Here is a 14,256-nt window from a genome sequence, read left to right on the forward strand (position 1 = left end):
GATCGTTTTTTATTTGATATAACTCCCCTGCCTGCCGGTGATCGTTCGCATGAAGTTGTTCATTTTGAGCTCAATCACTGGCTGTGCAACGGTTTTAACAAAAGTGCTAGACAGGGTAAAGGTTAACAGAATGGTCAGCAGCAATAAAATAAGAACACTTGCTGCATTTAGCGCCCAGTCATCAAACCAAGTGGTTCTTAGCAGCTTGATCACAAAGCCATGTAATAAATAAACATATAACGTTCTTGTTCCCCATTTTGTAAAGAAGAAACGGCGTGTTGGAACTAATGCAAAGAAGCTGAATGTAGCACCAAATGCAAGCAAATACCAAGCCATTCGTTTCATCGCCGCAATCATTCCTTCATCTCCTAGAGAAGCATACGACTTTGAGCCAAATAAGAAGGAATAATCAAATTCATAGAAGTAGCAAAACAGGAAGACAGCCATTAATACAAAAAGTGCTGCCAGTTTTCCTTTGCTTGTACGAATGAATTCAAAATGCTGCTTTTTTAAATAAAATCCAGCTAAAAACATAGGCAAAAAGACAAACGTACGTGATAAGCTGAGTGTATTGCTGATGCTGTCCACATAACCGACAAGTAATGCAATCGATAAACTGACGATCATCGCCCAGTGGAACGGCAGTTTTGAAAAAGGAATAAGCAGCAAATTCCAAAAGAATAAACTAATTAAAAACCATAAGGACCATTGCGGATCAATTGGATTTAAATTGGTTATGCTTTGATCCTGTAATAGGTAATAGTAAACCGAATAGATCACCTGAAAGATTAAATATGGGATGATCAGCTTAACGGCGACTTTTTTCATAAAGCCCGGTTTTCTAAACCCTTTTGCAAAAAAGCCAGAAACTAAAATAAAGGCGGGCATGTGAAAGGTATAAATAAACTTGTATAAATAGAGCATCCAGTCATTATCGTGAATGAATGATCGTAACAAATGACCAAAAACAACTAGAAAAATCAGAAGGAATTTCGCATTATCAAAATAACTATCTCGTGAAGATGCCATAACATCACCTTTCCTGCTCGATTTCAAACATAAATGTTCTAAGTGCACTGTTCCCTTATTTGCCCCATTCTAAAATACATTTTTGCTTAATTCGCTATTTGATGTGAAATTGTAGAACGGTTGTAAAAGAAGCGTAAGAAAAGTGAAATGTTATACAATCCTGTCATCCAAATGAAATAAATGAGACAGTCTTCGTGTAAAAAGTTATCTTTTTTTATGAGTCGAATGAAGGAACAATGAAAATATTGTAGAAATATTGTAGAGGAATGAGGCTGGAAAAGGAGTGTAAGAGAATGACTGAAACGCTCGATGGCAATAGATTAACCCCTGCAGGAGATATCAGAAAATTAGAAAAAGAGAACGAATATTTGCGAACTGAGTTGATGCAGCAAAAAATGCTGTTAAATAAGACGCTAGATGCCATTTTTATATTTGATCAACACCTCAACATCATCCAAGCCAACGAAGCAACATGCAGGCTTGTACAGACACCGAAAGAAGACCTCCTCAATAAATCCGTTCTAGATTTCCTATACGGCATCCCGAAAGATAAAGTTGAATGCTCACTCGATCTATTTTTTCGAAAAGGTACGTTAAAAAGAGAAATCTCCATTCAGCTTGAAAGTGGTGAAACAAAATACATTGAATTTGTTGCAGAGCATGACACCATGAATCAGCAATATATTGTGGTCATGCGAGACATTTCCTCCAAAAAAATATTAGAACGGGAACGCTCCATGAATGAGCAGCTGTTCAAAGATTTGTTTGACCGGGCCATTGACGGGATGGTCATATTTGATCAGGATGGCTGCATGATTGATGCGAATCATTCTTTTTGTCAGAGCTTTGAGCTGCAAAAGACTGATTTAACCGACCGCTATTTACATGAATTTGTCGAAGGCGATAATCTTCCAGCTTTGCAGCATCTTTTAACGTCACTTAAAGAAACAGGGAAAGCAAAAGGGGAGCTTCCTGTTACCCTTCAATCTGGCCAGCAAAAATTATTCGAACTCACCATTACATCAAATGTGATGAGTGGTTTTTATATGTCCATCATGCGGGATATTACAGAAAAAAGACTGATGGAAGAGAAACTGTTAAAAAGTGAAGAACGCTTTAGAGAAATTTTCGAAAATGCAATGGATGCCATCATTATATGGGCGGACGATGGAGAGATTGTGAGAGCCAATGAATCAGCCTGCCGAATTTTTGAATTACCGATGCACTCGCTGATTGGCAAAAAGCTCACCGACTTTCTCGTCAAATCTGATAAGAGATATAGACCAACAAGAAGACGTTATATCCGCAATCATGAAATAAGGGAAGAGCTATTGTTCAAAATGGCAAATGGGCAGTATAAAGAGCTTGAGTTTACATCAAAGCATGCGGTATTAGAAGGACAGCACTTAACCATTTTACGTAATGTAAGTGATCGAAAAAGAATGGAGCAGGAGCTGCGCGAAAGTGAGCTCAAATTCCGTAAAGTATTTAATGGGTCAATGGACGGCATTGTTCTTTTTGATAATCAATACCGAATCATTGAAGTCAATCCATCTGCAAGCGAGCTGCTTCAATTGAAGGACGATCATTTAACAGAAATGAATCTTTTCCACATCCTTGCCCCTTATCAAATTGAAAATTTGGCTCAACCAGCCGAGGCGATGTCATTAGATGAAATGGACAATGAGGTTCCGTTTGTACTGAATCATCCAGATCAGCGTATATTGGAATTCTCTTTTAAACGTAACATTATCCATAATATGAATTTGGCCATCTTTAGAGATGTGACAGAGCGGAAGGAATTAGAAGAGCGGGTGAGAAAATCAGATACCCTTCATGTGGTCGGAGAGCTTGCTGCTGGAATTGCTCATGAAATTAGAAACCCGATGACAGCATTAAAAGGCTTCATTCAGCTATTAAAAGGAAATATTGAAGGGGAGTATTCGCTCTATTTTAATGTCATCACATCAGAGCTGAAAAGAATAGAATCCATCATCACTGAATTTTTGATTTTAGCGAAACCGCAAGCTATTGTATATGAAGAAAAAAATGTGGTGCAAATTGTGAAGGACACGATGGATCTTCTGCACGCACAGGCGAATCTTGGCAATGTTCAAATGCATCTCAATGTGCTGGATGAGATTCCGCTCATTTATTGTGAACAAAACCAATTAAAGCAAGTCTTTATTAACATTTTAAAAAATGCAATTGAAGTCATGCCGCGCAAAGGAAATGTCTATGTGAGCATTCAGCGGAAGGGCGAGGAGCATATTGTCATTTCACTGCGTGATGAAGGCTGCGGAATGGCAGAGGATAAGCTAAAGCGTCTAGGTGAGCCTTTTTATACTACGAAAGAAAGAGGAACTGGACTTGGTTTAATGGTTAGTTATAAAATTATTGAAGAGCATCAAGGAACCATTGAAGTAGAAAGTGAGGAAGGCGTAGGAACCGTCTTCCATCTCACGCTGCCACTAAGGCAGCAGAAACAAGAAGGAGAGCAGTAAAGTGTATTATACCGTCTATCACGCACCCATTGGGGCATTATACATACTAGAAAAGGACGGTGCCATCATCGAGGTGATGTTTGATGATGAGCCGTTTTTAGCAAAAAAGCAGGCAGTGTATTTAAAGCAAGCAGATACGCCAGTCTTACAAGAAGCGAAAAAGCAGCTGGATGAATATTTCAAGGGAGAGCGTCAAGTATTCGATCTCCCGCTCAAGCAAACAGGTTCTCCGTTCCAAGAGCAGGTGTGGGGAGCATTGTCGGCCATTCCATATGGTGAATCAAAAAGCTATGCAGACATTGCAGAAGCGATAGGCAATCCCAAGGCTGTAAGAGCCATCGGACAAGCTAACAGACGAAATGCATTACCTATTTTTATTCCTTGTCACAGAGTGATTGGAAAAGACCGGTCTCTGACTGGCTATGCAGGATCGAAGACAGACATGAAAGCGGTCCTCCTTGAATTAGAAGGCATCCCATTTGTTCAAAAATAAATCGATTGACCTGTTCCGAATTTTTCCTAAGCGACATATCCTTTTATTAAGCTAAAAAAGTTGGTTGAGGGAAAAAGGAGGGCGCTGGCATGTTTTGGGGCAAAAAAGGTAAAATGTATGCCGTTACGTCACTATGTGTCAAAATGAACGTTTTAACGGAAGAACAGAAAGAAGAAATCTTAACAAAAACGAATCAAGAAACAAAAAAGCGCGGTGCTCTTAAATGACAAGAACACGGCGCTTTTTTGCGATCATTGGGAGATGCTTTCGGCGAAAAGAGCATCAATCTCTTCTGCATAGTTCGATGTGATAATTCCCTTTTCTGTAATGATGCCTGAAATGAGATGATGAGGAGTGACATCAAAGGCGGGATTGAATACTTGGACATCGGGCGGTGCAATGGGGACACCGTTTAATTCCTTTACTTCCAGCGGGTCGCGCTCTTCAATTGGGATATCTGACCCGTCATGGGTGGATACATCAAAGGTTGAAAGCGGTGCTGCTACAAAAAACGGAATGTGAAAATGTTTGGCTAGAACGGCAAGACCTAACGTTCCAATCTTATTCGCTGTATCTCCATTACGGGCGATACGGTCTGCTCCAACAATGACAGCAGAAATTTGCTTTTCTTTCATCGTATGGGCGGCCATGTTATCTGTAATGAGTGTCACATCCACGCCGCCTTGCATGAGCTCCCATGTTGTCAGACGAGCGCCTTGAAGAACAGGGCGTGTTTCACATGCATAAATGTGAAGGTCAAGATTTTTCTTTTTGGCTAAATAAAAGGGAGCAAGGGCTGTTCCGTACCGGCTCGTTGCAATGGAGCCTGCATTACAAATGGTCATGATACGGTCACCTGATTTAAAGAGCTGAAGTGCATTTTGACCGATTTGTCTGCATGTTTCTTCATCTTCAATTTGAATTTGAATGGCTTCATGGACAAGATCTGTTTTAGCTGCATTTACTGATGCTGCACGCTGAATGCGCTGCAGCAGCCGGTCTAATGCCCAGGCGAGGTTCACAGCAGTTGGACGAGCACTGTTTAAATATTCTTTGATTCGAATCACTTCTTGTTTAAAAACATCGATTTCTTCTGTCTCAATGGCTTGCGCACTAAGTGCCAGTCCAAATGCTGCTGTAATGCCAATCGCAGGGGCTCCGCGTACTTTTAATGTCACAATTGCATCATACACATCTTCTTTCGTATATAAATGCTCAAAGACGGTTTCGGTCGGTAATTTTTGCTGATTTAAAATGTGAATACGGTTTTCTTCCCATTCGACAGAACGGGGGACTTCAAATTCTTTTGACAAAACCCGTCACTCCTTTACAGATGGCTGGAATAATGCGACGAGGTCAGACGCTGTTTCCACTGCATGATATTGTTTGATAAATGTTTTTCCAAGTGTCAGTGCTGCTTTTTTCTGTTGAATCCGTCTAGTTGGTGATGGAATCGCATCAAGATCAGCGGCATGAGCAAGGCCAATTGTTCGGCGGACAAGCTCACAGCCGGCAAAGCCTGTCGCTTCTTTTAAAATCCGGTCAAACGTTGTTTCTAAAAAGCTGTCCGATACACTAAATGCTTCAATGCTGTCCTCTTTCCAAGCTTTTGTGAACACTTCTTTGAATGTTGCCCATACATTGACGACATGGTCAAAAAGGTGCTGCTGCTCGTGTTCATTCTCGCGAGATAAAGCATTCAGGAACAGATTGGCGATAAAGTGGCCGATATCGAATCCAAAGGGACCGTAAAACGCGAATTCTGGATCAATGATTTTCGTTTCAGTCTCATTTGCAAAAATACTGCCTGTATGAAGATCTCCATGAACCAATGTTTCAGCTGATGTCAGGAAGATACGCTTCAATTCTGCTGCTTTGGCCTGCACTTCAAGATCTGCCCAAAGCGCTTCTGCTGATTCTCTTAATTCTTCTTCGAAGTCATTTGTTTCACTATCAAAGAAAGGGTCTGTGAAGACAAGTTTTTCTGTGATATCACACAGGTCAGGGTTCGTAAATTGCTTCACAAATTGTTTTTTGATTTTAGGATTTGTCGCAAAGTCAGATGTGTAAAAAAGTGTTTTTCCTAAAAATTCTCCAACATGATCAGATAAATGCGGATATTGTTTTCCGGCAATTAGCCCTTTTCTGACGATTTCTAAGTGTGAGAGATCCTCCATGGCTGTCACTGCAAGAGCTGTATCCGAGTAATAGACCGCTGGTACGAGATGCGGAGCATATTCTGACTGTTTGATCAGGGCAGCACTTTCAATTCTTGCCCGGTCTAATGTAAGAGGCCAGCTCTCACCAACCACCTTTGCATAAGGTAGCGCCTGCTTGATGATCAATCCTTTTTCTTGTTTGTGATCATAAATATGAAAGACGTAATTTAAATTTCCGTCGCCGATTTCAGTACAAGTCAAATGACTGCTTTCTTGGATTAAGCCAAGTCTAATTGCGAGTGCAACTGCCGAGCTTTCTGTTAGTTCTTCATATGATGCCGTAAGTGTAACCAATTGCTTCCCCTCCAAATCATATAAAAAAGCCTCTTTCTCCTGAGAGAAAGAGGCTTGATGGTGTGTATGCTCAAAGCCTCTCTTATCTCTCAGCACATACGTCTGATGGAATTAGCACCGTGCCCTATAAGACAATTGTCTTGGCGCGTTACTTGCTGCGCCCCACTTCACAGTGGTATTAACGGTCGGTTGCTGTTGGGGTCAAAAGGCCAAATCCCTCGCCCAACTCTCGATAAGAGAAATCAATATGTAATTGTTTCGTGTCTGTTTGCATTTCTTAATTCAAGATATTATCAGAGCTGCGCTTTACATGTCAATCTTTTTTCAAAATTGCTTTACAATTCATAAAACAATCCATTACAGTGATTGTATTGTTACGTAACTTGAATAGAAGGTGAAGAAATGGAATTCCAGCAATCAGATGTGTTGAAACAATTACCGAAACAATTTTTTGCGTCTCTTGTCCAAAAGGTGCAGAAAAAAGTGCAGGAAGGGGCAGATATCATTAATTTGGGGCAGGGAAATCCTGATCAGCCAACTCCTCCGCACATTGTAAAAGCCATGCAGGAAGCGGTAGCAAAACCTGAAAATCATCAATACTCCTCATTCCGTGGAACAGCGAAATTAAAAAAGGCCGCTGCCGCTTTTTATGAAAGAGAATATGGCGTTACGCTTGATCCAAAGACGGAAATTGCGATTTTATTTGGCGGGAAAGCAGGGCTTGTTGAGCTGCCTCAATGCCTGCTGAATCCGGGTGATACGCTTCTCGTCCCTGACCCAGGTTATCCTGATTATTGGTCAGGTGCTGTACTTGCTGGAGCTCATATGGTGACCATGCCACTTCTTGAAAAAAATGATTTTTTACCTGACTACGATTTGCTGCCTGAGGATGATAAGAAAAAGGCGAAATTAATGTACTTAAATTACCCCAACAATCCGACGGGGGCTACGGCAAGCCGTTCATTTTTTGAAGAAACCGTGACATTTGCGAAAGATCACAAGCTTTGTGTTGTTCATGATTTTGCATATGGCGGCATTGGATTTGATGGAGAAAAGCCGATCAGCTTTCTGCAAGTAGATGGAGCGAAAGAGACGGGAATAGAAATTTACACATTGTCTAAAACGTACAATATGGCAGGGTGGAGAGTAGGATTTGCAGCAGGTAATCCGTCTGTTATTGAAGCGATTGAGCTTTATCAGGATCATTTGTTTGTCTCGTTGTTTAAAGCCACGCAAGATGCAGCAGCGGAAGCCCTATTAAGCGATCAAACGTGCGTACGGGTGCAAAATGACCGATATGAGAAAAGACGGAATGTGTGGATAGCTGCCTGCAAAGAAATTGGCTGGGAAGTCAGTGCTCCAAAGGGATCATTTTTTGCTTGGTTAAAGGTGCCAGAAGGATATACATCTGAAGCCTTTTCTGATTTATTATTAGAAAAAGCGCATGTTGTTGTAGCGCCAGGTAATGGCTTTGGTGCTCACGGTGAAGGGTACGTGAGAGTAGGGCTTCTAACAAGCGAGGAGCGGTTACAAGAAGCTGCTCAGCGCATCGCTGCCTTGAAGCTGTTTGAAAAAAAGCCATTGACAACATAAAAAAATGGTGCGATAATTCAGGCAATATTTAAGAAAATTGAATATTCTTATCAAGAGTAGGCAGAGGGACTAGCCCAATGAAGCCCGGCAACCGACTTCCATGAAGCACGGTGCTAATTCTTGCAGCAAGCGCTGAGAGATAAGATTCGGATGAATAACACGAAATAACCTCTTTAAGGCGCTCAAGAAGCACTTGAAGAGGTTTTTTTATTGAACATATGCATGACGCAATCGAAAGGGGATTCCTAGTGAGTGAATTACTGGCAACATACGTATTAACACATCGAGAGGATGAACAAATAAATCGAAAAGCGGAGCAGATCGCGCTTGGTTTAACAGTTGGATCATGGACGGATTTGCCGCAGCTCAAAAAGGAGCAGCTTCAAAAGCATAAAGGCCGAGTTGAAAAAGTATTAGAAAAGGCTGCTACAGCCGAAAATGGCCTTTATCAATCAGAGGTGACCATTGCTTATCCTGAGGCAAACTTTTCAGCAGATTTACCAGCTGTTTTCACGACGATTTTTGGAAAGCTTTCACTAGACGGAAAAGTGAAGCTAGTCGATATCCAATTTTCTGAAGAATTTAAAAAAAGCCTGCCAGGACCGGTATTTGGAATTGATGGCATACGAAATAAGGTAAATGTATTTGATCGTCCATTATTGATGAGTATTTTTAAAGGTGTTATCGGCCGTGATATGCAGGATTTAAAAGAGCAGCTCCGTTTACAGGCATTAGGCGGGGTTGACCTCATCAAAGACGATGAAATTTTATTTGAAAGTCCATTAGCTCCTTTTGAAGAGCGAATCAAAGAAGGAAAAGAGATTTTAAAAGAAACCTATGAAGAGACAGGACACCGCACGCTGTATGCTGTCAATTTAACGGGCAGAACCTTTGACCTGAGGGATCGAGCGAGAAAGGCCGCTGAACTTGGAGCAGATGCGCTCTTATTCAATGTCTTTGCTTACGGCCTTGATGTTATGCAAAGCTTAGCTGAGGATCCAGATATTCCACTGCCTATTATGGCGCATCCCGCAGTGAGCGGTGCATTGACATCCTCTCCTGAATATGGATTCTCGCATTCTCTTCTTTTAGGCAAATTAAATCGATATGCTGGCGCTGATTTGAGCCTCTTTCCCTCACCGTATGGATCGGTTGCACTTCCGCAAAAGGATGCCCTTGGAATCTATGAAGCTTGCGTGAAAGAGGATACGGTTCAAAAAACATTCCCTGTCCCGTCAGCAGGCATTCATCCAGGAATGGTTCCAGTATTGATCAAAGATTTTGGAATTGATCATGTGATTAACGCAGGTGGAGGCATTCACGGACATCCGCGGGGAGCCATCGGCGGAGGGAAGGCATTTCGTTCGATCATTGATGCCGTGATACAGGAAGAGTCTATCCAAGATAAGGCGGCTTCCTGCCAAGACTTAAAAGCGGCACTTGATCTTTGGGGAAGGGTAGCAGAATAATGAAAAAACCAATTGTGTGTTGTGATTTTGATGGAACAATTACAAAAAATGATAATATCATCCGCATCATGAAACAGTTTGCACCGAGTGAATGGACGAAACTGAAGGATGGTGTCCTGTCAAAGGAAATTACCATTCAAGAAGGCGTCGGGCAGATGTTTCAATTACTGACAAGTGATCAGAAGGAAGCCATTCAATCATTTATTTTAGAGGATACAGAGATTCGAGAAGGATTTAAGGAATTTGTTGATGAGGTAAAAAAAGCAGACATTCCTTTCTATGTACTTAGTGGGGGGATGGACTTTTTTGTCTACCCCATCCTCGAAGGCATTGTCGATCGAGACGATATTTATTGCAATCATGCATCATTTGGGGAAGAGCATATTCAGATTGAATGGCCGCATGCCTGCGATACGCAATGTCAAAATGGGTGCGGATGCTGCAAGCCCTCAATCATTCGAAACCTGACTCATGAGGATGATTTCATCATCATGATCGGAGATTCAGTGACTGATGTGGAGGCGGCGAAACATGCAGATCTTACGTTTGCGCGCGACTACTTGCTCAATGAATGTCAAGAGCTCGGGCTCGTACATAAGGAGTTTGACACATTTATTGATCTACACGCGCAATTTGTTCAAATAAAGGAAGTGAAGGAATGGCAGACGCAAAGAGCAAACGCTGGCAGGAGCTAGCAGACGTTAAACGTGAACTGGCCCAAAGAGACTGGTTTTTCGGAACAAGCGGTAATTTATCGATCAAGGTGTCGGATGATCCAACCACGTTTTTGGTGACGGCAAGCGGCAAAGATAAACGAAAAGAAACGAACGAAGATTTTCTGTTAGTGAATGCGGAAGGCCAGCCTCACGATCCGAACGAATCACTTAGACCATCAGCTGAAACACTGCTTCACACGTACGTGTATGAACGGACGAAAGCAGGCTGCTGTCTCCATGTCCACACCATTGATAATAATGTGATGTCAGAGCTGTATGGGGATAAGGGAGAGATTCGTTTTAAAGGCAACGAAATCATCAAAGCGCTTGGTTATTGGGAAGAGGATGCAGAAGTGTCGATTCCGATTATTGAAAATCCAGCTCATATTCCGCATCTTGCAGAGCAATTTGCCAAACATCTGACACTAGAGGCGTCATCTGGTGCTGTACTCATTCGCAATCATGGCATCACGGTCTGGGGAAAAACAGCCTTTGAAGCAAAACGAGTATTAGAAGCATATGAATTTTTATTTAGCTATCACTTAAAATTAGCGCTGTATCAACAGCAGCTTGTAAGATAAAAAGGAGGAAAAGCACATGGCGACGATTTTGATTCACAATGAAGAGAACACATTACTTGAGAACGAGCAAGAGGTTGCATCATATTTAGAAAACCAAGGGGTTATTTATGAGCATTGGGATATTGAAAAGCTGCCAAACCGTTTATCAGAAAAGTATGATTTAACCGATGAGGAAAAGGAAGAGATTTTGACTGTTTTCCAAAAGGAAATCCAAAGTATTTCTGAAAAAAGAGGGTACAAAGCGCAGGATGTGATTTCATTATCTGATGCCACGCCAAATCTTGATGAGCTGCTCCAAAACTTTAAACGTGAGCATCACCATACAGATGATGAAGTACGCTTTATTGTGAGCGGGCACGGAATCTTTGCTATTCAAGGCAAGGATGGCGTCTTTTTTGATGTGAGATTGAACCCAGGTGATTTAATTTCTGTTCCGCCAAACATCCGTCATTACTTTACACTTCAAGAGGATCGCAAAGTGGTCGCAGTTCGCATATTTGTCACAACTGAGGGCTGGGTGCCAATTTACGAGGAAGAAACGGTTTAATGATAGAGCTGATCATTCCGCATGAGGCGGAAGATCAGCTTTTTTTTAGGAAATTAGACATAAAATGTGAAAGAAAATAGTTGATTTTGATCTTCTGTATAGGATAAAATTCTGTTTAATCAATGTGACAGTCCTGTCCAAATTTGAAGTTTACCCCCAAATTTGATTGGGTAAAAGGTCTTTAGGCTGTAAAAAATTAAATAAAATAAGCATATTTAATTTAATTTACAAATAAAGTATAATTTTGGTGTCGGATCATTTTGAGCATAGACAGTCGAAATCATTGCGGGAGCTGAGATCATGAATATTTATGTAAGGAAAGAACAATTGCTGATGTCCATTGATGAGAAGAGAAAACAGATGGTAGAAGCTGCTCAAGTGGAAGGGTACACTGGTGAGATGACAATTAAATATAGTCAAGAACTGGACAACCTGATGAATGAGTATCAGCATCTTCTTTTTCATGAGAAACAATCTGCCCCCTCCTTTCATGATCTTGTGTCTCAAATGAGTCTTTTATCTGTGAACCGCCCCTCTTATTGACATGAAAAACCGGTCTTGCATAAGCAAAACCGGCTGACATCTTCAGCTATGCTGAGTGAGCAGAAGGAAGCATGATCATAACAGTCGTTCCTTTATTCACTTCGCTATGAATATCAATTGTTCCGCCATACATCGAAATGATTCGTTTACACACGACAAGCCCGAGACCCGTGCCTTTTTCCTTCGACGTAATAAAGGGGAGGAAGATGTGCTTTAACATCTCTTCTGGTATGCCTTCACCTGTATCCGCTACTTTAATGATGACATGTTCTTTTTCAGCTTCGATCACAATCTTCAAATGACCGCCGTTTGGCATCGCTTCTAAAGAGTTCTTTGCTACATTTAAAACGACTTGTTTAATATGATCCTTCGTGCAATACACGCCCACATCTTGAATCGTATTGATTTGCAAATCCACTTCGACATTATAAAGGTTTGCCTCAGAGAAAACGATCGGCATAATCTCACTTACAATTTCTTTTACAGAGTTATTCTGCCATTTTTCTGCCGTTGGTTTTCCTAATACAAGAAATTCACTGACGATTTGGTTGATCCGTTTAATTTCTTCCTCGATGACAGAAAAATAGAGCTGATCTTCTTCTGAATGATACTTCTTTTGCAATAGCTGGATAAAGCCGCTAATCCCTGTTAATGGGTTACGAATTTCGTGTGCTGTACTTGCTGCGAGTGTTCCGATCAATTCAAGCTTTTGCGCTTCGTTTTGATGACGCTCCTGCTGAGTTTGCCGCCTTAACACGATATATTGGACTAGTGTGAATAAAATATTTAATAAAATAAACGCACTGGATAAAGGAATGAGCATCACAGACAGCACTTCACTTGTTGAAGCACGCTGCGGAAAGACCTCTAGCTTCCAGCTGTTTTCGTCTAAATATGTAGACACGGTGCTGCCGCCCTCGGATATTGGCTGTGGACCACTTGTAAACACGACATGTCCATTTTGATTCAGCATTTTAAAATGAAGATCAGGATTCAATACATTCATAATATTTCTTAAATAATCAATTTGAATGGCTGCAATCAGCACATTGGTGACCTCTTCATTTTCATCGAGAACAGGCACACAAATGGAGAGAATCCGCTGTTTTGTAATTCGGCTCACATAGTTGTCTGTGATCACGGTCTGCTTGGTCACTTGAATGCGTTTAAAGTAATCTCTGAATGATAGGTTGATTTTTTCCTTTAACGGGGTGGTGCTTGCTGTTACATTTCCTTTTTTGTCTAGGAGATACAGACCTGAAAAACGAGGTTCTTGTTTATAGATTTTCTCTAGGATGTTTTGTACTTTTTTCGTCTCAAGTGGCTGGTCAAATCCCATGGCAAGGGAAGTTAATCTCGCTTCTGTTTCACTTATTAAATAATTCATTTGGTTTTTGTGAATATTTAACATAAGTGTAGCGGTTTGTTTGTTCTTTAAATCGATTTTTTCAGTTTCTTTTTCGTAGATAAAATAACTAATGATTAGGGTTGGAAGCATGACCAAAATAAGGTAAAGTCTGATCTTCTTCCAAAACCCTTTGAGTATACTCATCATTCATCGCTCCAACGTATTACCTAATAGACTTATTATAGCATTGAACCTATCTTTATTACGATGACTTGTGTGATTTTTAAAAAATTAGGTGATTCGTTCTGGTCTCATTTTCGTGCTAAAGATGGATCAAAATGTTGACATTTTACTTATTGTTTATTAATGTCACATTAGTGGGTTGCATTTCATAAAGGATGATAAAAAATGGAAAATCATAATGTTGAAAAATCATTGAAATTATTTATTGTATTATCACGTGCCTATCGCTCAATTAATCATCACATGAACAAACATATTGTGAAGCACGGGCTGAATCCAACTGAATTTGCTGTGCTAGAATTGCTGTATCATAAAGGTGATCAGCCGCTTCAGCAAATCGGTGATAAGATCTTACTTGCAAGCGGCAGCATCACGTATGTGGTCGATAAATTGGAGAAGAAAGAACTCCTCAGCCGGAAGGCTTGTGCAGAAGACCGCAGGGTGACATTTGCGCATATTACAAAGCAGGGACGAGCTTTGCTTGATGACATCTTCCCAGATCATGCGAAAGAAATTCATGAGATGATCAGTGTCCTGAGCGAAGAAGAGAAAGATGCCTGCATCGATATGCTCAAACATGTAGGGCTGCGTGCAAAGCATTTATATGATCATCAAGAATAAATAAAAAGGAAGCCGCTGGCTTCCTTTTCAGCGTGCAGGCAAACCCTCGCATTCGG

At 41.0% G+C, this 14,256-nt stretch carries 14 protein-coding genes and 2 riboswitches; of the genes, 10 read left to right on the forward strand and 4 right to left on the reverse strand.

Annotated elements, in window-relative coordinates; all coding sequences use genetic code 11:
- Window positions 1-9 precede the first annotated feature (9 nt).
- Window positions 10-1,029: an acyltransferase family protein gene (locus tag QR42_RS06395; RefSeq protein WP_039178056.1), complete on the reverse strand. Its 1,020-nt coding sequence runs from the start codon at window positions 1,027-1,029 to the stop codon at window positions 10-12.
- A gap of 293 nt (window positions 1,030-1,322) precedes the next feature.
- Between QR42_RS06395 and QR42_RS06400 the strand changes: the two genes are divergently transcribed.
- The 3 genes from QR42_RS06400 to QR42_RS19435 all read left to right on the forward strand — a co-directional run bounded on the left by QR42_RS06400 (window position 1,323) and on the right by QR42_RS19435 (window position 4,253).
- A complete protein-coding gene (locus tag QR42_RS06400) occupies window positions 1,323-3,533 on the forward strand; it encodes a PAS domain-containing sensor histidine kinase (protein ID WP_039178058.1) in 2,211 nt (736 codons plus the stop codon).
- Window position 3,534: 1 nt separating this feature from the next.
- Window positions 3,535-4,026, forward strand: a complete 492-nt coding sequence (locus QR42_RS06405) for a methylated-DNA--[protein]-cysteine S-methyltransferase (protein ID WP_039178060.1) — start codon at window positions 3,535-3,537, stop codon at window positions 4,024-4,026.
- An 89-nt stretch (window positions 4,027-4,115) separates the two neighbouring features.
- The gene (locus QR42_RS19435) at window positions 4,116-4,253 is read left to right on the forward strand and encodes a hypothetical protein (RefSeq protein ID WP_181286132.1); all 138 of its coding nucleotides are present in this window, start codon (window positions 4,116-4,118) and stop codon (window positions 4,251-4,253) included.
- 24 nt (window positions 4,254-4,277) lie between these two features.
- Here the strand turns inward: QR42_RS19435 and mtnA are convergent, their stop codons facing one another.
- On the reverse strand, window positions 4,278-5,339 hold the full coding sequence (gene mtnA / locus QR42_RS06410) for an S-methyl-5-thioribose-1-phosphate isomerase (RefSeq protein WP_039178062.1): 1,062 nt from the start codon (window positions 5,337-5,339) through the stop codon (window positions 4,278-4,280).
- 6 nt (window positions 5,340-5,345) lie between these two features.
- Window positions 5,346-6,539, reverse strand: a complete 1,194-nt coding sequence (gene mtnK / locus QR42_RS06415; protein ID WP_039178063.1) for an S-methyl-5-thioribose kinase — start codon at window positions 6,537-6,539, stop codon at window positions 5,346-5,348.
- Between the two features lie 80 nt (window positions 6,540-6,619).
- A riboswitch (SAM riboswitch) is annotated at window positions 6,620-6,777 on the reverse strand.
- 164 nt (window positions 6,778-6,941) lie between these two features.
- Here mtnK and QR42_RS06420 point away from each other — a divergent pair.
- The 6 genes from QR42_RS06420 (at window position 6,942) to QR42_RS06445 (ending at window position 11,988) form a co-directional block, all read left to right on the forward strand.
- Window positions 6,942-8,132 carry a pyridoxal phosphate-dependent aminotransferase gene (locus tag QR42_RS06420; protein ID WP_039178065.1) on the forward strand — a complete coding sequence of 397 codons (1,191 nt, stop codon included), beginning with the start codon at window positions 6,942-6,944 and terminating at the stop codon, window positions 8,130-8,132.
- A gap of 44 nt (window positions 8,133-8,176) precedes the next feature.
- Window positions 8,177-8,278, forward strand: a riboswitch (SAM riboswitch).
- Window positions 8,279-8,380: 102 nt separating this feature from the next.
- Window positions 8,381-9,601, forward strand: coding sequence for a 2,3-diketo-5-methylthiopentyl-1-phosphate enolase (gene mtnW, locus QR42_RS06425; protein WP_039178067.1), 1,221 nt, complete (start codon window positions 8,381-8,383; stop codon window positions 9,599-9,601).
- Window positions 9,601-10,296, forward strand: a complete 696-nt coding sequence (locus QR42_RS19580) for a 2-hydroxy-3-keto-5-methylthiopentenyl-1-phosphate phosphatase (protein ID WP_039178068.1) — start codon at window positions 9,601-9,603, stop codon at window positions 10,294-10,296. The genes mtnW and QR42_RS19580 overlap by 1 nt, the downstream gene beginning before the upstream one ends.
- Window positions 10,260-10,898 carry a methylthioribulose 1-phosphate dehydratase gene (locus QR42_RS19585; RefSeq protein ID WP_039178070.1) on the forward strand — a complete coding sequence of 213 codons (639 nt, stop codon included), beginning with the start codon at window positions 10,260-10,262 and terminating at the stop codon, window positions 10,896-10,898. Before QR42_RS19580 ends, QR42_RS19585 begins: the two co-directional genes overlap by 37 nt.
- 16 nt (window positions 10,899-10,914) lie before the next feature.
- The gene (locus tag QR42_RS06440) at window positions 10,915-11,445 is read left to right on the forward strand and encodes a 1,2-dihydroxy-3-keto-5-methylthiopentene dioxygenase (protein WP_024426834.1); all 531 of its coding nucleotides are present in this window, start codon (window positions 10,915-10,917) and stop codon (window positions 11,443-11,445) included.
- 300 nt (window positions 11,446-11,745) lie between these two features.
- A complete protein-coding gene (locus tag QR42_RS06445; protein WP_039178071.1) occupies window positions 11,746-11,988 on the forward strand; it encodes an aspartyl-phosphate phosphatase Spo0E family protein in 243 nt (80 codons plus the stop codon).
- A gap of 46 nt (window positions 11,989-12,034) precedes the next feature.
- Here QR42_RS06445 and QR42_RS06450 read toward each other — a convergent pair whose 3' ends face one another.
- Window positions 12,035-13,540 (reverse strand): sporulation kinase KinD, encoded by a 1,506-nt coding sequence (locus tag QR42_RS06450; protein WP_039178073.1) that lies wholly within the window; start codon window positions 13,538-13,540, stop codon window positions 12,035-12,037.
- A 204-nt stretch (window positions 13,541-13,744) separates the two neighbouring features.
- Between QR42_RS06450 and QR42_RS06455 the strand changes: the two genes are divergently transcribed.
- On the forward strand, window positions 13,745-14,200 hold the full coding sequence (locus QR42_RS06455; protein WP_034281539.1) for a MarR family transcriptional regulator MhqR: 456 nt from the start codon (window positions 13,745-13,747) through the stop codon (window positions 14,198-14,200).
- Window positions 14,201-14,256 lie beyond the last annotated feature (56 nt).

It is taken from the genome of Bacillus sp. WP8, assembly GCF_000800825.1.
Lineage (GTDB): Bacteria > Bacillota > Bacilli > Bacillales > Bacillaceae > Bacillus > Bacillus safensis.